The following is a 21,683-nucleotide window of genomic DNA, read 5'->3' on the forward strand; positions in this document are numbered from 1 at the left end:
GTGGGAATGTGCCGTCCGAACGGGCAGGCGGCGGGGATCGGGTCGACGTCCTTTTGATCTTTCCGCCGCAGACCGAGGCCAGGTTCTTCCCGTACCTGAGCCTGCCCTACCTGACCGGCCACCTGCGGCGTCGGGGTCGGCGCGTGCACCAGGCCGATCTCAACATCGGCCTGGTGCACGACGTGCTGCGACACCCGGAGACGTTGAACGCCGCGGTCGCGGCCCGCGGCGGCACCGGTCTGGACGGCTGGTACCGGCAGGCCATGGCCGACGTCGTGGTCCGGCACGCGGGCGAGATCCGCGCCCGGGTCACGAAGCGACCGGCCGACGTGCCGCGCGAGCTTCACGAGCCCCGACTGCCCCACGCGCCCGCCGCGTTCGACGCGCTTCGGCTCGCGCGCAACGCCGTCGAGTTGTTTGTCGGCGACACGCTCCTCACCCGGACCTGGCGCGACCTCGGCCGACTCGACGACGCCGTGCGCGTGGCCGCCGAGGCGCCGCCCGCCGCGTCCGGTGTCGCGGTCGAGCGGCTACACCGTCACGTCGTGGACCTGCTGGCCCGATACCGCCCCCGCGTGGTCGGTCTGTCGGTGGCGTTCTTCAGCCAGTTGGCACCGGCGCTGCTGATCGCCGCCTGGGTGCGGCGGCTGCGACCCGACACACACGTCTGCCTCGGCGGCCAGCAGGTGATGCTCCGTCACCAGGACCTGGCCGCGCTCGCCGGCGTGCGCCACACCGTCGACGCCCTGTGCCACACGGCGGGCGAGGAGCCGCTGGAACGCTGGCTCGACGCGCTGGACGGGACCGGCGCACAGGCCGACGTACCCGGCATGACCTGGCTCTCGCCCGACGGCGCCGCGCAGTGCTCGACACGCCCGGTACGACTGCGGTTCCGCGACCTCGGCCCGCCCGACTTCGCCGATCTGCCGATCCACGCCTACCTCTCGGAGACCACCCAACTGGCCATCGTGTCCTGCGTGGGCTGCTACTGGGGCCGGTGTGCCTTCTGCTCCTACGGCAATCGTTCCCTGGCCCGCGGCGGCTACCAGCAGGGCACCCCCGCGCAACTGGCCGACGCCGTCGAGTCGGTGGTCCGCGACACGGGCGCCGAACTGGTCGCGATCGCCGACGAGAACACCAACCTCCGGTTGATCGCCCGGGCGATGCGGCTGGCCCGGGCCCGCGGCGTTCGGGTGCGCTTCGATGTCCGTGCCCGGCTCGAACCCGGCCTGCTGGACCCGGAGTTCTGCCGCGAGCTGGCCGACCTCGGCTGCGCGCAGATCGCCATCGGCTACGAGGGCACCGCGCAGCGCCTGCTCGACCTGCTGGACCGGGGCGTGCGCGCGGCCGACTACCAGCGCATCGTCGACAACCTCGCCGACGCGGGCATCACCATGCGGCTGTCGGTGATGGGGCACGTCCTCGACGAGACGCCGGGCGAGTTCGAGGAATCCCTGCGTTTCCTGACGGACAACCAGGACCGGATCGGCATCGACGCGCTGGAACTGCTGATCGCCGAGCCCGGCAGTCGGCTCGCCCGGCACCCCGAGCACTTCGGCCTGGCGCTGGACACCTCCGGGCCGCTCACCGGCAATCCGGAACTCAACTACCTCGGCGGCCGGGTCGGTTATCCGATGGCCGTCGGCGGCGGCCCCGCCCGCGCCGAGGCGCTGGATCGACTGGAGCGGGTCTTCCGCACGGTCACCCCGGGCCGGGCCGGCCGGCTCTCGCCCCCGAGCAGCGCGGCGGGGACCGGCCCGCGCGAGGCCGAACTGGTCGGGCCACACCCGTGGGTGCGCATCGTCCCCACCGAACTCGACGGCGTCCACGACCGGATCGCCATCGCCGATCTGGTTCGGGAACGCTTCTACGCGCTGCCGCGCCGCGATGTCGTGCGGCGTGCCGACGGCCTGCTCGCCGCGCGTACCGCACGCGGCCGGCTGCTCCTGGGCCGCCTGGTCGGCGCGCTGGCCGGCCGACCCCATCCGGGCACCACCACCGAGGCGGACGTCGAGTACGCCGGGAGGCCGTCGTGACACCAACGTCAGCCACCACGACCAGGCTGGGTCTGGGCCTGGTCATGGACATGCCGTGGAGCGGAGGCACCCTGGGCAATCGGGGCATCGGCTTCGTCGAAACGCCCGACGGCGGCGACATCTCGCCGCGCGTGCGCGCGTTCCTCCGGCGCCACGGCCACGACTTCGCCTACGCCTGCCCCTCGTTCCAACCGCGTTCGCGAGCCGCCGTACGCATGGCCGACTACGCCCCCGCCTACGACCGCTTCTTCGCCGAACCGCCCGCCGGGACCCGCCGCGCACTGCACCAGACCGAGCTGAACATGGGCTCGCCCGAGCGCTACGACCGCGGCCCCACCATCGAGTTCACCAACGAACTCACCGCCCGCCACGACCTGTCCTGGGTCGTCGAAGACCTCGGGATCTGGAGCCTGCGCGGCTGCCCGCTCCCGTATCCACTGCCGCCGCCGCTGACCGAACGCGGCCTGGAGATCGCCACCGCCAACACGGCGGACACCGCCCGTCGCCTGGTCGCGCCGCTGCACGTGGAGTTCCCCGGCTTCACCGAGGGCGGATCCTTCCACCTCGGCGGCCTCGACGCGTTCGAGTACTTCGCCAGGCTGGCCGACGACGCCGACGTGTGGGTCACCCTCGACGTCGGCCATCTGCTCAGCTACCAGTGGCTGCGCGGGCGCACCGGCCGCCACATGCTCGACGGGATCGAGGCGCTACCCCTCGACCGCTGCCGCGAACTGCACCTGTCCGGCTGCCAGATCGTCGGCGGCAAGTTCCGCGACCTGCACCACGGCGTACTCCTGGACGAGCAACTACAGCTCACCGAATACCTGTTGCCACGCTGCCCGAACCTGCTCGGGGTCAGCTACGAGGACCCGATGTACCGCGAGGACGGCCGCCTGGTCGAGCGGTCCCGGCCCAACTTCGAGCGGCTGCGCGACCTGGCCGACGCATGGCGGCGCGGCGACGACCGCCTCGTCGGCACCTCCGCGCCACCGCGCGAGCCGACCTCCGCCCGGCCGGCGACCGGCACGGGGCTGACCGGCGGGCAACTCGCCGACCTGCTCATGCGTCTCCTGCTCGACCGCGACCTGCGCGCCCGCCTGACCGACGAAGGCGCCGCCGAGGTGGCGACGAATCCGGCCGAGCTGGAGTGTCTGGAGACCGTCGAACTCGACGAACTCGAAGCCGCCGCACGCAGGTTCCGTTCCCGAATCTGGCGGCTCGGTCGCGACGGCGGGCTCGCCGGCTCGTTCGCGCGCAGCCTGCACACGCTCCGCGCGGCCGGCCACGGCGACGCCGACCTGCTCGACGGGTTCCTGACCTCGACCCACTTCGGCGCCTTCCGGCTGGTCCCCCACCTCGGCCCCGGCCTGTCGGTGGAGGAGGCGTTCGCGCGATTCCTGCTCGACCTGCCGGAGGCGACCGCCACGACCGTGCGCGAGACCGTCGATCACGAGCTGATGCTCTCCCTGTTCACCGCGCTCTGCCACGAGCAGCCGCTTTCGTTCCTGATCGGGGTCGAGGGCGTCGTGCGCACCGACCGCGGCCACGCGGCGCTGCGCCGGTATACCCGGGCGGCCATCGCGGGCTGGGGCCCGGGCGTGGCCGGACCCCCGGAAGAAACGACGCTCTACGCGTACTTCGCCACTCCCGCCGGACTCGCGCACGGCCCGGTCTCCGCGCGGGTGGCCGCGGCGTTCGAGACCACCCCGACCCCCGCGGGCGACGCCGCCCGTGCCGCGCTGAGCCGGCGCGGGCGCTGGTGAGCGACATGCGCGTGGTACTCGTGGACATGCCGTGGTCGTCGATCGACATGCCGTCGTTGGCTCTGGGCATCCTGCGGCGCCGCGTCCTCGACGTCTTCCCCGACGCCCACGTCGAGGTCGTGCACGCCAACCTCGACTACGTCGACTGGCTGGTGGCGCACACCGGCTTCACCGCCGAGGAATACGAGTTCTGCGCCAACTCCTACTTCTCCGGGCTCAGCGAATGGATCTTCTCGGCCGCGCTGAACGACCGCCCACGCTGGCAGGTACCGGAGTTCACCGCCCGCCTGGCCGGTCGAGTGCCCGACGGCACGACCGCCAGGGCGCTGGAACTGCACGAACTCGCGCCGGGGTTCGTGCGCGAGACCGCCGCCCGGATCGTCGCCGAGGCGCCGGACGTGGTCGGCTTCACCACCACGTTCGCGCAAAACGCCGCGACGCTGGCGGCGGCGCGTACCGTCAAGGAGCTGGCACCGCACACGCTCACCGTGTTCGGCGGCGCGAACTGCGACGGCCCGCAGGGCGCCGCCCTGCACCGCAACTTCCCGTACGTCGACGCCGTCGTGCGCGGCGAGGGCGAGGCCGCGTTTCCACAACTGCTCGCCGCCACCATCGACGGCGACCGCGACGAGAAGGCACTGGCCGACATCGCGGGCCTGTGCTGGCGCACGTCGGACGGCGCGTGTGTGGTCAACCCGATGGAGGCCGCGCCGCTGCCTCCGGGCGCGCTCGTCGCGCCCGACTACGGCGACTACTTCGAACGACACGCGAGGTCGACCGCGGGCTCCTGGGTCGAACCCCGGCTCGTCGTCGAGAGTTCGCGCGGCTGCTGGTGGGGCGCGAAGCACCACTGCACGTTCTGCGGACTCAACGGCTCGTTCATGGAGTTCCGCAGCAAGGACCCGGGCCGGTTCGTCGCCGAGCTCCTCGCCCTGGTCGAACGACACCGCATCCTCGACGTGTGGGTCACCGACAACATCATCGACATGGCCTACCTCGGCTCGATGGCGCCGCGCCTCGCCGAGTCCGGATACGACCTGCGGATCGGCTACGAGATCAAGTCGAACCTGCGCCGGGACCAACTCGAAACCCTCTACGCGGCCGGGATCAGCCACGTGCAGCCGGGGATCGAGAACCTGAGCAGCAAGGTGCTGCGGCTGATGGACAAGGGCGTGACGGCCTGTCGCAACGTGCGGCTGCTCCGCGACGCGGAGACGGTCGGGATCGAGGTGAGCTGGAACCACCTCTACGGTTTTCCCGGCGAGAGTGACGAGGACTACGACGATGTGATCGAGCAACTGCCCGCGCTGCACCACCTGATGCCGCCCGCCGGTGCCACCCGGGTCAAGGTCGAGCGCTTCAGTCCGTACTTCGACCGGCCCGAACTGGGCTTCGGCCCACCCCGACCGGCCGCGCACTACCGGCACATCTACGACCTGCCCGAGACGGAACTCGCCGATCTCGTCTACATCTTCGATGTGCCCCGGCGCGGGATCTCGGCGGCGTGCCTGGACCGGTTGCGGCCGGCCATCGCCGACTGGATCGCCGCGCGTCCGCGCAGTCGGCTCACCCATCACGACCTCGGGGACCATATCGTCCTGGTCGACACCCGACCCGGCTTCGACTGGCGCCTGCTCGAACTCGTCGACCCGGTTGAGACGACGGTGTTCCGGCTGCTCGACACCCCGCACAGCCCGGCGGCGCTGCTGCGCAAGGCCGCCGCGCGCCTCGACGGCGTCACCGCGGCGGCCGTCGAGGACCTGCTCACCCGATGGCGCTCGCTCGGCGTGGTCTTCGTCGAAGGCGGCGAGGTCGTCCAGGTCGCGCCGGCCGCGCGCAACCCGGCGCCGATCCGGCCTCGGCGGCCGACGGCGCGACGGAGCGCACCGCTCGTGCCCACATCGGCCGCCGATGAGCACTGACCTCCCGCCGGTACGGCTGGCCCTGTGGCGCGACCGCGACCCGGAGGCCATGCGGATCCCGGGGATGTACCTCGGCGAGGCGGACGTCGCCGGCGACCCCCTGGACGAGGTCGCACGGCTCGCCGCGAGCGGTGCGTGCCTGGCCCGGCCGCACGCCGCGATCGACCTGTCCGACGGGGGGACCGGCGCCGCGGCCGTGGCGGGACTCGTGGTCGTCCGCGAACTCACCGCGCACGGCATCGCCGTCGACTGGACGCTCCGCCCGCCCGCCGGGCCCTGGGACTGGCGCCCGCTCGGCCACCTGCACCCGCCGACCACCGTGATCGACGGAGACGGCGACGGCGACCACCTCGCCGCAGCCTGGCGCGCCGACTTCCGCCCCGCGAAGTTCGGCTACCGCCACGGCCCCGGCTTCATCGAGGTCCGCGACCACCGCGCCGACCCGCTCCGCCGCCTGGTCATCCGCAACCCCCGCTACGCACAGGTCATCGAGCCGCTGCTGCGCGGCGTGGCCGCGACGGACCTGACCGAAGCGGTGACCGCGCGCTACCACGACGCGGGCCTGCTGCACCGGGTGGGCCGATACGTGTGGTGGACCCCGTACCGCGTCCGCCACAGCCCCCACGGCACGGGACCGCCGTAACCGGAGCCGTGGCCCCGGGGGCGGGCCCCTGCGCACAGGCCGCGCCCCGCGCCGACTACCGTGGCCGGCGACACCGCCGGGGCAGACACGCCGGTGGTGGTCGTGGCGCCCGGCGTCGGCGGGATGGTGGAGGCGACGGGCCGCAAGGACTGACGGAGTTGTACGTTCGGGTGTCGTCGGGCCTCAGAGCGTGTCGAGGGTGTGTGGGGCGAACACGGCGGCCATCGCGCTGCCGAGGGCTCCGTTGAGGACATGGTTACGGCCCATTCGCGACCCGTAGCCGATCACCCGCCCACGCAGAACGGCGACCTTCAGGTCGCGCATATATCGCCCCCCATCGGTGTCGACGCGCGAGGGCGCGACACGTTCCTGGACGAGCCACCCCCGGCGCGCCGGATCTCGCAGCAGATCCGTCCAGGTGTGCGGGTCCGTGTCGACCCCCATGTGTACGGCCTGGCCGCGGAATCCATAGGGGGCCTTGACGACCAGGTCGACACGACCGGCGATCGCCTCGGCCACGGAGACGCCGTCGCCGAGTTTGCGGCTCCAGGGCACGAGCGCGTGCAGCGCCGTGTGCTGCGCGGGGGTGAACAGGTGCCGGAACCGGGGATCGGACATCACGGCCAGGCATAATTTGTTCTCCGCCACCCAGCGCTCGGCCAACGCATTGGGCGCGACCAGGTCGCCGGCGGTCAACCGTGCGCACAACACGCCCCACCGCTCGACCTCGGCGGCGTCGGCCGGGACGTGCTTGAGGTAGGCCAACGCGAACTTCGACAGGGCGGCGTCGTCGTCGGCGTCCACCGGGATCAACGCACGGCCCCGCGCGGTGAACTGGGCCCGCATCACGTCGACTTCGAACCGCGACTGGCGCCGACCGCGGATCAGCGCGATCCGCCTGGTCCGTTCGTCGGGAACGCCGCGTTCACGACCGTGGGCGAGTACCCAGTCCGCGAACCAGGACGGCTGTTCCATCGGCGCGTCGGGAACGCCCCACTCGGCCAGGACGTCCCCCACGGGCGATCGCCGCCACGTGCGGTTGACCGTGCCCGTCACCATGACACCTCCCGGGCTGCTCGGGTTGAACTCCAACACTCGTACCGAACCCAGATCCGCGCCGACCAGGTCCGGCCGACAGAAGTCCACCCGAGGTCGCTCCCGACGGTCGTGCCGCATGATCCACCGGTGCAACACCGCCGGCACCTCCAGGAAGTCCCGCAGCGGGGGGTCGTCGCGATAACGCTCGACCACACGCTCCAGGCACTGCACCACCGTGAGGATTCGGCGGCGCAGGATTCGCTCCGCCTTGCGCTCCAACACCGAGACCGCAGGCAGCAGGGCCCCCGCTTTCAACGCCCGCTGCGCCCCCAGGCCCGCGTCCACCCTCTCGAAGGCCGCCCCCACCAGCCGTGCGTAAGGCCCTGAAGAGCCGGGCACGCCGGATATGGCCATCAGATCACGCTCGGGATCCCATATGGGAAAGGCATCATTCATTCGGGACATCAACACTCCGGTCGTTACGTCGTGACCGTTTGCCGAAAAGCCGCCGGCGGATGCGACCGGCGCCGATCGGATTTCCCCTTTCGAGGCTCGACATGCCCGGGATCGGTGTCCTACGGTGAAAACCGTCCTGGTATCCGACGGGAAATTCGGAGGTAGATCGTGATCGAAAGTCGACTGAAAGCCGCGGCCGAGCGGATCGCCCGGGAAATACCGACACCTTTTTACGTGGTCGATCCGAACGGGGTCGAGCGGGATTTTTCGGCGATGGGCAGGGCATGGCGCGAGTGGTTTCCGCGGTTCACCCTGGCGTATTCCTACAAGAGCAATCCCCTGACGGCGTTCACACGGCTGTTGTGCGCACTGGGCGCGGCGGCCGAAGTGGTCTCCGGCCCGGAACTCGAAACCGCCCTGAACGACGGTTTCCCGCCCGATCGCATCCTCTTCGACGGACCGGTGAAACAGGCCGCGGAATTGACCCGGGCGCTGAGCCTCGGGGTCGGCGTACAGATCGACTCGGCGGCGGAGATCGAACACGTCGCCGCCTGGATTCCCGAGGGCGGTCCACGACCGCGCGTGTGTTTACGCCTGGCCATCAGGACCGATTCGGGGGAGTGGTCGCGATTCGGGTTGATGCCCGACGAGGTGCCGCGGGCCCGGCACATTCTGGCCGAGGCGGGAGTGCGAGTGCGGGGCGTACATCTGGGCGTGGGAACCCTGGTCGGCGGCCCGCGGACATACCGCGCCGCGATACGACTGTGGCGCCAGACGTTGCCGGAATTGGCCCACGACGCCCCGGAGCCCTTCGTCCTGAATATCGGCGGCGGGTTTCCACCGCGCGCCGACACGGCCGATCCGGCGGCGCCGTGGGCGGAGTTCGCGGCCGAGGTCGCCGAGGAGTGCGAACTGCTCGGGCTGCGGCCCCGGGACGTGCACCTGGTCGTCGAGCCGGGGCGCAGCCTGGCGGAGGAACACGGCGTGCTCGTCGCCCGGGTGGCCGTCCGCAAACGCCGCGCCCAGGGCCCCGACCTGCTGGTGCTGGACGCCGGCACCAATCTCGCCCGGACGGTGAAGTCCCGCAACCACCCGATCGAGTTCGTGCCTTCGGGCCCCGACGACACGGGCGATACGCCGGGCGTGCCCGCCGCCGATTCCGCGCGGGAGCCGTACGCGGTGTACGGCAACAACTGCTACGAGGGCGACGTCTTCGCCCGAGCCGTCGACGGCCCCTCGTCGCTGCGCCCGGGGCAGCTGGTCCTGGTGGGCTCCGTCGGCGCCTACGACATGCCGTTCGCCCACGTGTGGGTCCGGCCGCGTCCCCCGGTGTACGCGGCGGCCGGCACCGGCCACGTCCTGGTGCGCAAGCCGGGGCGGGCCATCCGCTGAGGTGTCCGAGCCCCACCGACCGGTCCCGGGCGGTGGGTGGGGCTCGCACCGGTGTCCCCGGTGGGTCGTCGGGCGCGTCACGAGCGCGTCGACATCCGGTGGTAGTGGACGTAGCGGTCGAACACGTTCGCGTCGATGACGGGCGGTCGCAGGCCGATCCGCCGGGCCAGCCGCTCGGCGCGGGTGACGGAGAACAGCGCCGTGCCGTCCTGGAACACGTCGGCCAGCCGATTTCGGTGCGGTTGCGGATCCCCGTCGGGCGCCGGCAGTACGGCCAGCGCCCCCGCCAGGGTGCGGTCCCCGGGCGCGGCGAGCGAGGCGTCGTGCAGGGCCGCCCAGAACGTCTCGTAACCGACCGGCTCCAGTCCGAAGGCCGAGCCGAACGCGCCCAGCAGTCCGCCGAGTTGCACGGGCGTGGGATGCAGGAGGTGGAACCAGCCGCGTTCGTGGTGCGCCACGGCGGCGGCCAGCAGCGCGCCGACGGTGTCCAGGGGCGTGTAGTCCAGGAGCAGCGCGTTCGTGGGGTACACGCCCACCCGCAGGCACGCCCGGATCAACAGGTCCGTGCGGGAACCGGTGTTCGGGACACCCGTGTCGGTCGCGGGCATGACCTCGCCGAGCCGGTGCACCGCCGTCGGCAGACCGCGCTCCGCCGCCTGGAGGACGAGTTGTTCGGCCACCCATTTGGACCGCCCGTACCCGGTCGTGGCGGCGTCGGCGGCGGGCCACGGCGCCTCGGGCGCCCGGGAACCGGCGCCGTCGGGGACCGGCGCCCGACCGCGCGCGGCCAGGGTGGATACGAAGTGCAGCGCCTTGGGGCGGCTCCGCGTGGCGAACCGCAGGATCTCCACGGTGCCCTCGACGTTCGCCGGGCGATGCGCGGAGTATCCGCGCACGAGGTTGACCAGGGCGCCGGCGTGCACGATCGTGTCGACACGCTCGGCGAGGCGGCGCGCGTCCGCGTCGTCCAGGCCCAGGCCCGGGGCGGACAGGTCGCCGACCACGACGCGCAGGCGCTCGGCGTGCTCGTCGCGCCAGAGGCCGTAGTGGCGCAGGTTGTCCGCCACGCGCCCGCGGGCGGATTCCGCGTCGTCGGCGCGGACCAGGCAGTACGCGGTGACCCCGGGCAGGCGAAGCACGTCGTACAGCAGTTGTGCGCCGACGAAGCCGGTCACCCCGGTGAGCAGCACGTGCTCGACGCGCGGTTCCGTCGGCGCGTACGGGAGTCGGATGTCCGGAGGGAGCACCGGATCGTGGCCGAAGTGCTCGGCGTGACCCGGGCGGGTCCGCCGTGCGGCGGTCGAGGTGCCGGTGCCGGTGCCGGTGTCGTTTTCGCTGTCGTTCGCGCTGCCGTTTCCGTTGCCGTTCGATCCGGTTCGGCCGCGCAGCGCCGCGAGTTGGTCCGTCACGGTGGGGGCCGCGACCACGTCGCGTACGGAGAAGCGGGTCCGGAAGCGGGCCGCGATGGCCAGCGCGAGGCGTTGGGCGCTGAGCGAGTCGCCGCCGCTGTCGAAGAAGTCCCTGTCGGCGTGTATGACGGGTTCCGGGAGCACCTCGGCCCACAGGTCGAGCAGTGCCCGCCGCGCGTGTTCCGCGGTCGGCAGGGGCCGGGTCGGGCCGCCGGGGGCGCCCACCGGGAGCGGGGCGGCGGGGCCTTTGGCCTGCGTCGGGCGGTCGAGCAGTCGTTTCAGGGCGCCGCGATCGGCCTTCCCGTTGCCGTTGAGCGGCATGTTCTCCAGGATCACGAAGCGTTTCGGGGTCAACTCGGCCGGGAGCGTCGCGCGCGCGTGGCGGATCAGGTCGTCGGTCGAGGTGTCGCCGCCGACGGTGACGAAGGCGGCCAGGTACGTGGAGCCGCCGTGTTCGTGCGCCACCACCTTCGCCTCGCGGACGCGGGGGTGCGTGGCGATCGCCTGCTCCACCTCTCCCGATTCGACCCGCACCCCGCCGACCTTGAACTGCTGGTCGCGTCGCCCGCCGAAGAAGAGCACGCCGTCCGCGTCGTGATGCCCGAGATCGCCCGTGCGATACATGCGCGACCCGGGCAGCTCGGCGAACGGATTCGCGACGAACGCCGCGTCGGTGCGCCGCGGATCGCCCAGATAGCCGAGGCCCAGGCACTCGCCGCCGATGTGGATCTCGCCGATCTCACCCGGCGCGACCGGCCGATTGTGCTCGTCCAGGACGATCGCCCACGTGTTGTCGATGGGACGGCCGATCGGCAGCGGACTGCGCCGGTCGCGGGTCACGTCGTGGAAGACCGACCCGATCGCGGCCTCGGTGGGGCCGTACGTGTTGATCAGCGCGACGCCGGGCAACATCTCGTGGAACAGCCGCACGGCGCGTGCGTTGATCTCCTCGCCGCCGATCAGCAGCCGCCGCAGGGAACCGAGTCGTGGCACCAACTCCGGCTGTGAGTACAGCAGTTCGACCAGGCTGTTGAAGATCGTCGGGACGAAGTCGGTCATTGTGATCCGATGCCGCGCGATCACGTCGACGGTGGCGGCGAGGTCGAGCATGCCCCGGGGTTCCGGGATGACGACGCTTCCGCCGTGGGTGAGCGGCCACAGGAGTTGCCACAGCGACGAGTCGAACGTGTGCCGGCTGTTCTGGAGCACCCGCTCCGGGTCTTCGGTCACGAACCGGTGGGTCATGTAGAGGAATCGATTGAGCAGGCCGCGGTGCGTGTTGAGGGCGCACTTGGGTACACCGGTGGACCCGGACGTGTAGAAGCCGTACGCGAGGTCGTCGGGGCGGGCCGGCGGGCCGAAGCGGTCGGCGGTCGGGGCGCCGAGCCGGTCGAGGTCGACCGCGAGGGTCACGGGGGCGTCGCGGTCGCCGCCCCACGCCGGCCGGGCGTCCCGGCTCGTGCCGGCTCCCGCGTCCCGCGCCGCGTCCGGGCCGGCGACGGACAGTACGACCTTCGGGTCGCACGCGCGGATCATGCCGTGCAGCCGCTGCTCCGGCCAGGTCGCGTCCAGGGGCACGAACGCCGCGCCCGTCTTGAGGACGGCCAGCATGGCCACCGGCAGGCCGAGGCCGTTGCGCGCGGCGAGCGGTACGAGGTCGCCGGGTCCGGTGCCGTGTTCGTGCAGGTCACGGGCCAGCGCGCTCGCCATCCGGGTCATGTGCTCGTAGTCGAGGACCCGGCCGGCACATTCCACGGCCGGGACGTGCGGGGCTCGCGATGCCCAATCCTCGACGAGGTCCAGGACGGTCCGGTCGGGCGGGAGGGAGACGGCTCGGCCCAGGAATCGTGCAACCTGTGTCTCGCGCAACCTCTGCATGTCGATGAAGTCCCCTGTCGCATGGGTGCGAACAACTCGTGACAAGCGGCGGCCGCGACGCCGAAAAAGATGGGAAAGCCCTCGCCGATGGGTCGCCGAGGGCTTTCCCGTCAGTGATTTCGAAACGCCGGATCAGACCTCGGTCGCCACCCAGCTGATATACCAGCCGTGACTCACCGCGTATTCCACCGGCAGCGGCCGACCATCCTGCCAACGCACGTAGATGCGGAAGCCCTTGGCGGTCGGCGTGTAAATGGTATTTCCACCGGTGGTGGTCCACATGGAGTCGCGCCCGCACAGATTCGCCGTGTACACCGGGGTTTCCGAGAAGTTGCCCGCGGTGGTGTCCACGTCGATGTAGATCCCGGTGCCGTTGTCCTCCTCCACGTGCTGCTGCCAGTCGTCGATGGCGGTGTTGCCGGCGATAAACCTCGGATTGCTCATGTGATCTCCTCGGTCGCAGCGAAGACGCGTATCCGCACGTCGGCGTCGCGTTCGAGTGTTAGCGATCGGTTCCGTAGATCACAAGGCACCCCGGCAATCTTCATGGAATTCGACAGAATGATCTGTTCCGATTCCGGAGCACCGGAACGGAAGGATCAATTTCTGCTCGATCGATCGGTAGCGAACCTCGCACGGTCGCTTCCCGAACGAATCCTCGACAAGCCTTGACAGTCGCAGGCCCCGGCGTGAAGCATGATTGTTGGCCGATGGCCTGTAAAGATCAACCGGCGGTCGATAAAGATCACTCGGTGGTCGGTCGGCCGTAGGCCGCCGCAATTCGGCAATTCTCCCGTTCGGGTCGTCGCCGACACGTGCACCCCGAACTCTTTCGCATGCCTGCGAGGTGTTTTTGCCTGTGGATCAGAGCCGATCACGTGTCGACGGGTACGATTTTCGTGCGCCGGATTCATGGGACCAATTCGCCGACGTCGTCGCCCTCGCCTACGGCGGATACGACGCGGTTCCGGAATATCGAAAAATCATCGGCGACATATTCGAGCCGAAGCGCTCGCTGCTCGCGCACCGCGCCGGCGAGACCTGCGCCACGCTCGCCCTGTATTCGCTGGACATGAGCGTCCCGGGCGGTCGGCAGCCGATCGCGGGCATCGGCTACGTCACCGTGGACCCCACGCACCGCCGCCGCGGCCTGATGCGCGGCCTGATCAGGCGCACCCTGGCCGGCCTGCACGACCGCGGCGAGGAGGCGGTGGTCGCGCTGCACACCACGGAGCCGGCCATCTACGGACGCTTCGGATTCGGCTCCGCCACCCGCGCCGTCCGGATCCGAATACCCCGCTCCTCGCGCGAGTCGACCGCCCAGGGCGCCGACCCGGCCGCCGACCCGCCGTTGTCCGTGCGCGTCCTGGACCCGGCTCGATGCGGCGCGGACATCACCCGGATCTACGAGCACGCCATCGATGGGCGGCCGGGCATGCCCCGGCGCGACGGCACCTGGATGCGCCGGGCCGTGCTCGACCTGCCGGAGCGGCGCGGCGGCGCGGGACGGCTGTTGTGCATGCTGGCCGGGGCCGACGGCGAGCCGGCGAGGGGATACGCCCTCTACGCGCTGACCGCCCGGTGGGAGAACTCCTACCCGCGCTACGAGGTGCACGTCCGCGAGCTGTTCGCGAACGACCCGGCCGCGTACGCGAGTCTGTGGCGGGCCCTGCTCGACATCGACCTCGGCGGCGCGGTGATCGCCGACCGCCCGGTCGACGACGCGATCCTGGCCCTGCTCGACGACCCGCGCAGCGCCGCGCCCGTCGCGCGCGATCAGCTCTACACCCGCCCGGTGGACGTCGAACGTGCCCTCGCCGGACGCGGATACGGCGCCGAGGTCGATCTGGTGCTGGATGTCGCCGACCCGATCTGCCCGTGGAACGAGGGCCGTTGGCGACTGCGCACCGGCACGCACGAGGCCGAGTGCGCGCGTACCTCGGCCCCGGCCGATCTGGCCCTGACCGTACGCGAGTTGGGTGCCGTGTACCTCGGCGGCACCTCGTTGACGCAACTGGCCGCGGCCGGGCGGGTGGTGGAACACCGGGCGGGTGCGCTCCGGGCCGCGACCCGGGCGTTCCACCACGACCCGGCGCCGTTTTGCCCGACGGTGTTCTGAGTCCACCGCACCGGCCACGAACACGACGTGAGGAGGCGGTCGCATGCCCGGTCCCGGGTACGCGTCCTTCGGTGACGAGGAACGACGCAACATCGCGGAGGTCCTCGACGCCTGGCAGAACACGGTCGGAGTGCACTCCCAACCCGTGGCACAGGACTCGCAGTGCCGCCGGCTCGAACGGGAGGCGGCGAGCCGGCTCGCGTCCCCACACTGCCTGACGGTCAACAGCGGCACGTCGGCGCTGCTGACCGCCTTCGCCGCGCTCGGCATCGGACCCGGGGACGAGGTGATCGTCCCCGGATACATGTACGTCGCCTGCCTGTCCGCCGTGGCCTACAGCGGCGCGACGCCCGTGCTCGCCGAGATCGACGAATCGCTCACCCTCGACCCGGCGGACGTGCTCGCCAGGATCACCCCGCGCACCCGCGCGATCATGCCCGTGCACATGCTGGGCGCCTCCTGCGACATGGACGCCCTCACCCGCATCGCCCGCGAGCACGACCTGCTCCTGATCGAGGACGCGGCCCAGGCGTGCGGCGGCACCCACCGCGGCCGCCCGCTCGGCGGCATCGGCGAGGCCGGGGCCTTCTCGCTCAACGTCTTCAAGGTCGTCACCGGCGGCGACGGCGGTCTCCTGCTGACCCGCGACGCAGCCACGTTCCAGCGGGCCTACTCCTTCCACCACCACGGCTGGTTCCCCTACGCGCGCGAAACCGGTCCCGGCGACGTGCTGTTGGGTCTCAACCTGCGGATGGGCGAGTTCGGCGCGGCGGTGGCGCGCGCGCAACTGGCGCGCCTGGACGACGTCCTGGCCCGCACCCGCGCGCTCAAACGCGACCTCACCGACGCGATCGGCACCCGCGACGGCGTCGCCGAACGGGTCCTGCACGACGCCGAAGGGGACTGCGCCACCGTCGCGGTCTACGTCTTCGACGACTGTGAGGCCGCCGAGGAGGTCGCCTCCGGGCTCGGTTCCAAGACCCTGCTGCACTCGCCCAAACACCACTACGGGGGTCTGCCGGAACTGCGGGCCCTGGCCGATCCCGACCACCCGTCCTGCCCCTTCCGCCCGGTGGAACCCCCGGCCCGCGGACACACCTACCGCCCCGGCGCGCTGCCCCGTACCGACGACGTCCTGAGCAGGTCCCTGGCCCTGACGGTGGGGTTGACCGACACCTACCTGGGAGCCGACTTCGGAGTCGACGTCTTCAGCCGCCCGCACGACGTCGCAGCCGCCGCCGAGAAGTTCCGGGCGACGCGCGACGCCGTCCTGGGCTGAACCGGAAGGAGTCCGCACCGTGTCGCAGCGAAAGGCGGACGGACCCGCGCCGCACACGCCGCTGATCAGCGTGGTGGTGCCGTGCTACAACGAGGGAGAGGTGGTCGTCGAGGCACATCGCCGCATCTCCACCGTCATGCGGGCACTCGACGGATACGACCACGAGATCGTCTTCGTCGACGACGGCAGCCGGGACCACACCTGGGACGTCCTGACCTCCCTGGCCCGCACCGACAACCACGTGCAACTCGTGCAACTCACCCGCAACTTCGGCCACCAGCCCGGCATGATGGCCGGACTGCGCGAGGCCCGCGGGGACGCCGTGGTCACCCTCGACGCCGACCTCCAGGACCCGCCCGAACTGATCCCCGCGATGGTCGAACGCTGGGGCCAGGGCTGGCCCGTCGTCTCCGGTCGCCGCGTCGCGCGGCCCGGCGACACCCGCTTCAAGGTCGCCACCGCCTACGTCTACTACCGACTGCTCAAGTCCCTCGCCGACCACCCCATCGCCCTGGACACCGGCGACTTCCGCCTGCTCGACCGCTCGGTCGTGCAGACCCTGACCGAACTGTCCGCCGACCCGGGCTTCCTGCGCGGACTCGTGGGCTGGGCGGGCTTCGCCGAGACCAGCATCGAATACGGGCGGGCCCCGCGCTCGGCCGGCCGATCCAAGTACACGCTGCGCAAGATGGCGAGCCTGTCCCACCGGGGCGTGATGACCTGCACGGCCACGCCCGCCCGGCTCCCGACCGCCGTCGGCGTCGCCTGGCTCGGCGGCGTCGCGCTCACCTCCGCGGTGCGTCGGCGGCCGATGCCGGTCGCCGCGTGGACCTTCGGCGGCGAAGCGCTGCTCTTGGGCGTGCTGGGCGAATATCTGCGCCTGGTCCACCACGAGACGCGCGGCCGCCCGTCCTACGTGGTCGCCCGGCGCGACCGGCAACACGCGGTCACCCCCGTGACCGCGCTCGCCGAACCCGAGGAGCAGGCGTCGTGAGCCGCGACGACACCCGCTTCGACGTGGTGGTCGTCGGCGCCGGATTCACCGGCCTCGCCGCCGCGCACGAACTGGGACTCGCGGGTCTGAAAACCCTGATCGTCGAGGCGGACGACCGCATCGGCGGCCTGGCCGGCACCTTCGACGTCGGCGACGGACAACTCGAACGTTTCTACCACCACTGGTTCGAGTCCGATCACGACATGTTCCGGCTGTGCGCCGAACTCGGCCGCGGTCACCTGGTGGAGCGCCGGCCGGCCCGCACCGGCTTCTACCACGCAAACACCATCCACCGCCTGTCCAGCCCGCTCGACGTGCTGCGCTTCGCCCCGCTGCCGCCCGCCGACCGGGTGCGCCTGGGACTGATGGTGATGCGCGCCGCGCGGGTACGCCACTGGCGCCAACTCGAAGCGCTCACCGCCGAGGAATGGCTTGTGCGCATCGGCGGACGCCGGGTGTTCGACCTGGTATGGCAACCACTCCTGGAAGGCAAGTTCGGCGCCTACGCCCCCCAGGTCGGGGCCACATGGATGTGGACCAAACTGCACCTTCGCGGCGGCAGCCGCAGCAGATCCGGACGCGAGATGCTGCACTACCTGCGCGGAGGTTGCGGCGCTCTGCTCGACGCCTGGCGGCCCCGACTGTGCGAACTGGGCATCAGACTGCGGCTGCACAGCCCGGTCTCCGCCGTCCTGGTCGACCACGGCGGTGTCACGGGGGTCCGCGTCGGCGACGAAGTGGTCCGCGCCCGACGGGTGCTGGTGACCACCGCGCCGAGCGTGCTCGCCGACATGCTGACCGGTCAGGACGACGAACACCTCGCCGTACCCGCGCTGCGCCGCCAGTTGGGCAGCATCCCCTACCTGGCGAACATCTGCCTGGTGTTGGAGAACACCCACGCGCTCTCCGACACCTACTGGCTCAACGTCACCGACCCCACGTTCCCCTACGTCGGCGTCATCGAGCACACCAATTTCGACGATCCGGGCCACTACGGCGGCCGACACGTCGTCTACCTCTCCAAATACCTCCCCGAGGACTCGGCGCTGTACCGGATGAGCGACGAGGAGGTCCTCCGGTACAGCCTGCCCCACCTGCGCCGGATGTTCCCGCGCTTTCGCGACGAATGGGTGCGCGGCTACCACGTCTGGCGCGCGGATCACGCACAACCGGTGATCACCCGGAACTACTCGAGGATCGTGCCCGGCGTGGAATGCGCGGTACCCGGCCTGTACATGGCCGGCATGGCGCAGGTCTTCCCCGAGGACCGCGGCACCAACTACGCGGTGCGACACGGCAGAAACGCGGGCAGGCTCGTCGCCGATCGGGTGCGGGCCCACGAACGCACCGGTCTGGCCAGTCTACGAACGGGAGACGGGACGTGAGCGAACTGCTCGACGCCGAGGATTGCGAGCACCTGTCGATCGACGAGGTGCACGATCTCCACCGGCGCCACGTCAGCCGCAGCCAGGTCACCCTGATCGGCTCGTTCGGATTCGGCCGCGACCTCGTGGAACACGCGGAAGGCTGCTGGATCACCCTGCGCGACGGCCGCCGCGTCCTCGACTTCACCGGCGGGGTGGGCGTGCTCAACCACGGCCACAACCACCCGCGGATCCTGGCCGCACGCCGCCGCTTCGCCGAGCGCAAGAGCATGGAGGTACACAAGAACTACCTCTCCCCGTACGTCGCCGCGCTCGGCCACAACCTCGCGATGCTCCTGCCGGGCGACCTGAACATCGCCTACTTCCCCAACTCCGGGGCGGAGGCCGTGGAAGGCGCCCTGAAACTGGCGTACAAATACCACCGCGGCCGGCGGGGCACGGTGCTGCACACCGACATCGCCTTCCACGGCAAACTCCTCGGCGCGGGCAGCCTCACCGCGTCGCCGGAGATCCACTTCCCCTTCCCGAGCCTGCCCGGCACCGACCGCTTCGCCTACGACGACGTGGACTCCTTCGTCCTCGCCCTGGACCGACACCGCACCGGCGACGGCGGCAGCGACGTGTACGCGGTGGTGCTCGAACCCTTCAGCGCCTCCGGACTGCGCGAGTGCTCCGAGGAGTTCCTGCGCGCGGTGCGCCGAATGTGCGACGAACTCGACATCGTGCTCGTCTTCGACGAGGTCTTCACCGGATGGGGTCGCACCGGCTCGCTGTTCCACTTCATGCGCCACCGCGACCTGATCCCCGACGTGCTCGTCACCTCCAAGTCCTTCGGCGGCGGCAAGGCGTCCATCTCCGGCTACGTGGCCCGTGAACACGTCTTCCGCAGCGCGTACGACAACCTCGCCGACGCCACCCTGCACAGCACCACCTACCACGGCTTCGGCGAGGAGACCGTCACCGCCCTGGAAGCCGTCGCGATCGCGGTCGAGGACGACTACCCCGCCCGGGCCCGACACATCGGCGAACGCCTCGGAAACGGACTGGCCAAACTCGCCGAGACACACCACCGCCTCGTCGCCGCGACCGCCGGACGCGGCGCGCTGCACGGGGTGTTCCTCAACGCCGGCCCGGCCCGCCTCGACCGCGTCACGCGGCTGCTTCCCGGACCCTTCGCCCGGGACCCGCAACTGCGCGCGAAGCTGGTCACCGGAGCGGTGATCTCGGCGCTCTACCACGACCACGACGTGCTCACCTACTACGGCTCCAACCATGGACTGCCGCTGATCGCCGCACCGCCGCTGATCGCCGAGGACGAGGAGATCGACCTCTTCCTCACCGCCCTGGACCGGGTCCTGGACAAGGGCATCACCCGGCTGGTCACCGCCTTCGTGAAGGACAGGGTGACCGCGTGAGCGGCGGGGACGTCGCCCCCGACCCGGCGGCGGGCCGGCGCGCCCTCGCGCGAACCTCCCGGGCGTTGCGGGCGAGCGGCCTGGCGCGCGTGTGGGCGGTCCGGTATCCGCCGCTGCGCGAGCCAAAGGCCGCCGTGCTCGCCGACGAGCACGTCGCGGGCAGCCTGGCCGCGCTGGCGCCGCCCTATCGGGCCGCGTTCGGCGTGCTGCTGCGCCTGGTGCCGTCCGTCTTCCGGCTCGTGACGGGCCGTCGGCTCGATCTCGCGTCCGCGGAGGTGCTGTCGGTGGGCGCGGCGCGGCTGGAACGGCTGCCGGTGCTGGGCACCGTGATGCGGACCACCGGCGCCCTCGCGTGCTACGGGGCGCTGGACGGCGTGCGGCCGGCGGTGCCGGCGCGAGCCGCACGTACCGAACTCCGGGAGCCGGCATGGCCGAACGACCCGCGGTGATCGACTGCGACGCCCTCGTCATCGGCTCCGGCGCCGGTGGGGCCGTCGCCGCACTGGAACTGGCGCGCGCGGGCCGGCGACCGATCGTGCTGGAGGAGGGGCCCGAGGTGTCCGTCGCGGACATCGCCGCGGCGTCGCCCGCCGAGAACATGCGGCGGCTGTACCGCAACGCGGGGCTGTCCCCGATCCACGGGCGCCCGACGATCGCCTTCGGCGAGGGGCGCTGTGTCGGCGGCACGACCGTCGTCAACGGCGGCCTGCTGTGGCACCCGCCCGCCGACCTGCTCGACCGCTGGGCGCTGCGCTCGGGCATCGACGGATATCGGGCCGAACACCTCGACGCACACCTGCGCGGGATCACCCGCCGGTTGTCGGTGATCACGCACACGCAACGGCCGCCGGCCAACCGGGACTCGCGACTGCTCACGGTCGGCGCGGACGCCCTGGGGTGGCGCCGACAGGACGCCCGCCGCGCGGTGCGCGGATGCCGACACAGCAACCGCTGCGCCACCGGTTGTCCGACCGGGGCGAAGCAGAGCATGGCGCTCACCTACCTCCCGCAGGCCCGGCGGCGGGGCGCGCGCGTCGACGCCGGCATCCGCGCGGTCCGCATCGGGCACGACGGACGCACCGTCACGGCGGTATACGCGGTCGGCCCCGAGGGACGGCGGGCGACCTACCGGCCGAACGTCGTCTTCCTCGCCGCCGGCGCCCTGGGCACACCCGCCCTATTGCAACGCAGCGGCATCCACGCGCGCCGGGCCGGGCGGCACACCGCCATCCACGTCAACCTGCGGGTGAACGCGCGCTTCGCCGATCCCGTCGTGGCCCGGGACGGGACCATCTTCACCACCCAGCTCCACGAGTTCGCCGACCTGGGCATCCTGGTCATGCCCGCCAACCTCACCCCCGGCACCCTGGCCGCGAGCCTCATCGGGCATCCGCCGCACGTGCCGGCCCGGCTGCTCGCGGACATCGACCACGTCGGGACGTACACGGTGCAGGTCCGGGTGTCCGGCGGCGTCCGCGTCACCGCGTTGCCCGGCGGCGGCCTGCTCCTGCGGCATCATCTGCGGGCGGGCGACCGGGAGTTGTTGCGGTACGGACTGCGGCAGGCGGCGCGGGTGCTGTTCGCGGCGGGCGCGGTCGAACTGTACGCACCCGAGCGGCGCGTATTGCGCTCCGTCGCGGAGGCGGAGGCGTTCGTCCGGCGAGCCGACCCGAGGCGCTGGGACCTGGTCTCGGTGCACGCCATGGCGTCGTGCCCGATGGGCCTGCCCGAACGCGGCGGGATGTGCGACGGATACGGCCGACCGTACGGCCTGCGCGGACTGCACCTGTGCGACGCGTCGGTGCTGCCCGGCGCGACCGGGGTGAGCCCGCAGGGGACGATCATGGCGTTCGCCCAGGAGATCACCGCCAGGTATCTGGCACTGCCCGGGCTGCCCTGACCGCCTCCACTGTCCAGATTGCCCCGACGCGGAATCCGGGAAAGGAAATCACCC

General features: G+C 71.6%; 15 protein-coding genes. 12 read left to right on the forward strand and 3 right to left on the reverse strand.

Annotated features, from left to right (window positions below):
- The first annotated feature begins 8 nt into the window (after positions 1-8).
- Genes ACFRCG_RS01610 through ACFRCG_RS01625 form a run of 4 tightly spaced genes read left to right on the forward strand, consistent with a single transcriptional unit; the run spans position 9 to position 6,364 of the window.
- A complete protein-coding gene (locus ACFRCG_RS01610; protein ID WP_380027555.1) occupies positions 9-2,036 on the forward strand; it encodes a B12-binding domain-containing radical SAM protein in 2,028 nt (675 codons plus the stop codon).
- Positions 2,033-3,799 (forward strand): DUF692 family multinuclear iron-containing protein, encoded by a 1,767-nt coding sequence (locus ACFRCG_RS01615; protein ID WP_380027557.1) that lies wholly within the window; start codon positions 2,033-2,035, stop codon positions 3,797-3,799. The genes ACFRCG_RS01610 and ACFRCG_RS01615 overlap by 4 nt, the downstream gene beginning before the upstream one ends.
- Before the next feature lie 5 nt (positions 3,800-3,804).
- Complete coding sequence (locus ACFRCG_RS01620; RefSeq protein ID WP_380027559.1) at positions 3,805-5,721, forward strand: RiPP maturation radical SAM C-methyltransferase; 1,917 nt, start codon at positions 3,805-3,807, stop codon at positions 5,719-5,721.
- A complete protein-coding gene (locus ACFRCG_RS01625) occupies positions 5,711-6,364 on the forward strand; it encodes a DUF5825 family protein (RefSeq protein ID WP_380027561.1) in 654 nt (217 codons plus the stop codon). Before ACFRCG_RS01620 ends, ACFRCG_RS01625 begins: the two co-directional genes overlap by 11 nt.
- Positions 6,365-6,547: 183 nt before the next feature.
- Here the strand turns inward: ACFRCG_RS01625 and ACFRCG_RS01630 are convergent, their stop codons facing one another.
- Complete coding sequence (locus ACFRCG_RS01630; RefSeq protein WP_380027563.1) at positions 6,548-7,768, reverse strand: hypothetical protein; 1,221 nt, start codon at positions 7,766-7,768, stop codon at positions 6,548-6,550.
- Positions 7,769-8,092: 324 nt separating this feature from the next.
- On the opposite strand from ACFRCG_RS01630, the gene ACFRCG_RS01635 reads away from it, so the two are divergent.
- Positions 8,093-9,250 carry a hypothetical protein gene (locus ACFRCG_RS01635; protein ID WP_380027565.1) on the forward strand — a complete coding sequence of 386 codons (1,158 nt, stop codon included), beginning with the start codon at positions 8,093-8,095 and terminating at the stop codon, positions 9,248-9,250.
- A gap of 77 nt (positions 9,251-9,327) precedes the next feature.
- Here ACFRCG_RS01635 and ACFRCG_RS01640 read toward each other — a convergent pair whose 3' ends face one another.
- Together ACFRCG_RS01640 and ACFRCG_RS01645 are read right to left on the reverse strand one after the other, a co-directional pair.
- Positions 9,328-12,537 carry an amino acid adenylation domain-containing protein gene (locus ACFRCG_RS01640; protein WP_380027567.1) on the reverse strand — a complete coding sequence of 1,070 codons (3,210 nt, stop codon included), beginning with the start codon at positions 12,535-12,537 and terminating at the stop codon, positions 9,328-9,330.
- Positions 12,538-12,669: 132 nt separating this feature from the next.
- Positions 12,670-12,981 (reverse strand): hypothetical protein, encoded by a 312-nt coding sequence (locus ACFRCG_RS01645; RefSeq protein WP_126635094.1) that lies wholly within the window; start codon positions 12,979-12,981, stop codon positions 12,670-12,672.
- Between the two features lie 415 nt (positions 12,982-13,396).
- Between ACFRCG_RS01645 and ACFRCG_RS01650 the strand changes: the two genes are divergently transcribed.
- Genes ACFRCG_RS01650 through ACFRCG_RS01680 form a run of 7 tightly spaced genes read left to right on the forward strand, consistent with a single transcriptional unit; the run spans position 13,397 to position 21,629 of the window.
- Entirely contained in the window at positions 13,397-14,656 is a 1,260-nt protein-coding gene (locus tag ACFRCG_RS01650) for a GNAT family N-acetyltransferase (RefSeq protein WP_380027569.1), read from the forward strand.
- Between the two features lie 43 nt (positions 14,657-14,699).
- The gene (locus ACFRCG_RS01655; RefSeq protein WP_380027571.1) at positions 14,700-15,935 is read left to right on the forward strand and encodes a DegT/DnrJ/EryC1/StrS family aminotransferase; all 1,236 of its coding nucleotides are present in this window, start codon (positions 14,700-14,702) and stop codon (positions 15,933-15,935) included.
- A 19-nt stretch (positions 15,936-15,954) separates the two neighbouring features.
- Positions 15,955-16,929, forward strand: a complete 975-nt coding sequence (locus tag ACFRCG_RS01660) for a glycosyltransferase family 2 protein (RefSeq protein ID WP_380027573.1) — start codon at positions 15,955-15,957, stop codon at positions 16,927-16,929.
- The gene (locus tag ACFRCG_RS01665) at positions 16,926-18,314 is read left to right on the forward strand and encodes an NAD(P)/FAD-dependent oxidoreductase (RefSeq protein ID WP_380027575.1); all 1,389 of its coding nucleotides are present in this window, start codon (positions 16,926-16,928) and stop codon (positions 18,312-18,314) included. Before ACFRCG_RS01660 ends, ACFRCG_RS01665 begins: the two co-directional genes overlap by 4 nt.
- Entirely contained in the window at positions 18,311-19,729 is a 1,419-nt protein-coding gene (locus ACFRCG_RS01670; RefSeq protein ID WP_380027577.1) for an aspartate aminotransferase family protein, read from the forward strand. Before ACFRCG_RS01665 ends, ACFRCG_RS01670 begins: the two co-directional genes overlap by 4 nt.
- Positions 19,726-20,178, forward strand: a complete 453-nt coding sequence (locus ACFRCG_RS01675) for a hypothetical protein (RefSeq protein WP_380027579.1) — start codon at positions 19,726-19,728, stop codon at positions 20,176-20,178. Before ACFRCG_RS01670 ends, ACFRCG_RS01675 begins: the two co-directional genes overlap by 4 nt.
- Positions 20,157-21,629: a GMC family oxidoreductase N-terminal domain-containing protein gene (locus ACFRCG_RS01680; RefSeq protein ID WP_380027581.1), complete on the forward strand. Its 1,473-nt coding sequence runs from the start codon at positions 20,157-20,159 to the stop codon at positions 21,627-21,629. The genes ACFRCG_RS01675 and ACFRCG_RS01680 overlap by 22 nt, the downstream gene beginning before the upstream one ends.
- The last annotated feature ends 54 nt before the right edge of the window (positions 21,630-21,683 follow it).

Origin of the sequence: Embleya sp. NPDC056575 (genome assembly GCF_042793325.1) — a bacterium.
GTDB lineage: Bacteria > Actinomycetota > Actinomycetes > Streptomycetales > Streptomycetaceae > Embleya.

Bases quoted from the DNA above. Each gene is read 5' to 3' on its own strand.
- ACFRCG_RS01645 (WP_126635094.1), bottom strand. From the start codon at position 12,981: ATGAGCAATCCGAGGTTTATCGCCGGCAACACCGCCATCGACGACTGG.
- ACFRCG_RS01640 (WP_380027567.1), bottom strand. From the start codon at position 12,537: ATGCAGAGGTTGCGCGAGACACAGGTTGCACGATTCCTGGGCCGAGCC.
- ACFRCG_RS01680 (WP_380027581.1), top strand. From the start codon at position 20,157: ATGGCCGAACGACCCGCGGTGATCGACTGCGACGCCCTCGTCATCGGC.
- ACFRCG_RS01625 (WP_380027561.1), top strand. From the start codon at position 5,711: ATGAGCACTGACCTCCCGCCGGTACGGCTGGCCCTGTGGCGCGACCGC.
- ACFRCG_RS01655 (WP_380027571.1), top strand. From the start codon at position 14,700: ATGCCCGGTCCCGGGTACGCGTCCTTCGGTGACGAGGAACGACGCAAC.
- ACFRCG_RS01620 (WP_380027559.1), top strand. From the start codon at position 3,805: ATGCGCGTGGTACTCGTGGACATGCCGTGGTCGTCGATCGACATGCCG.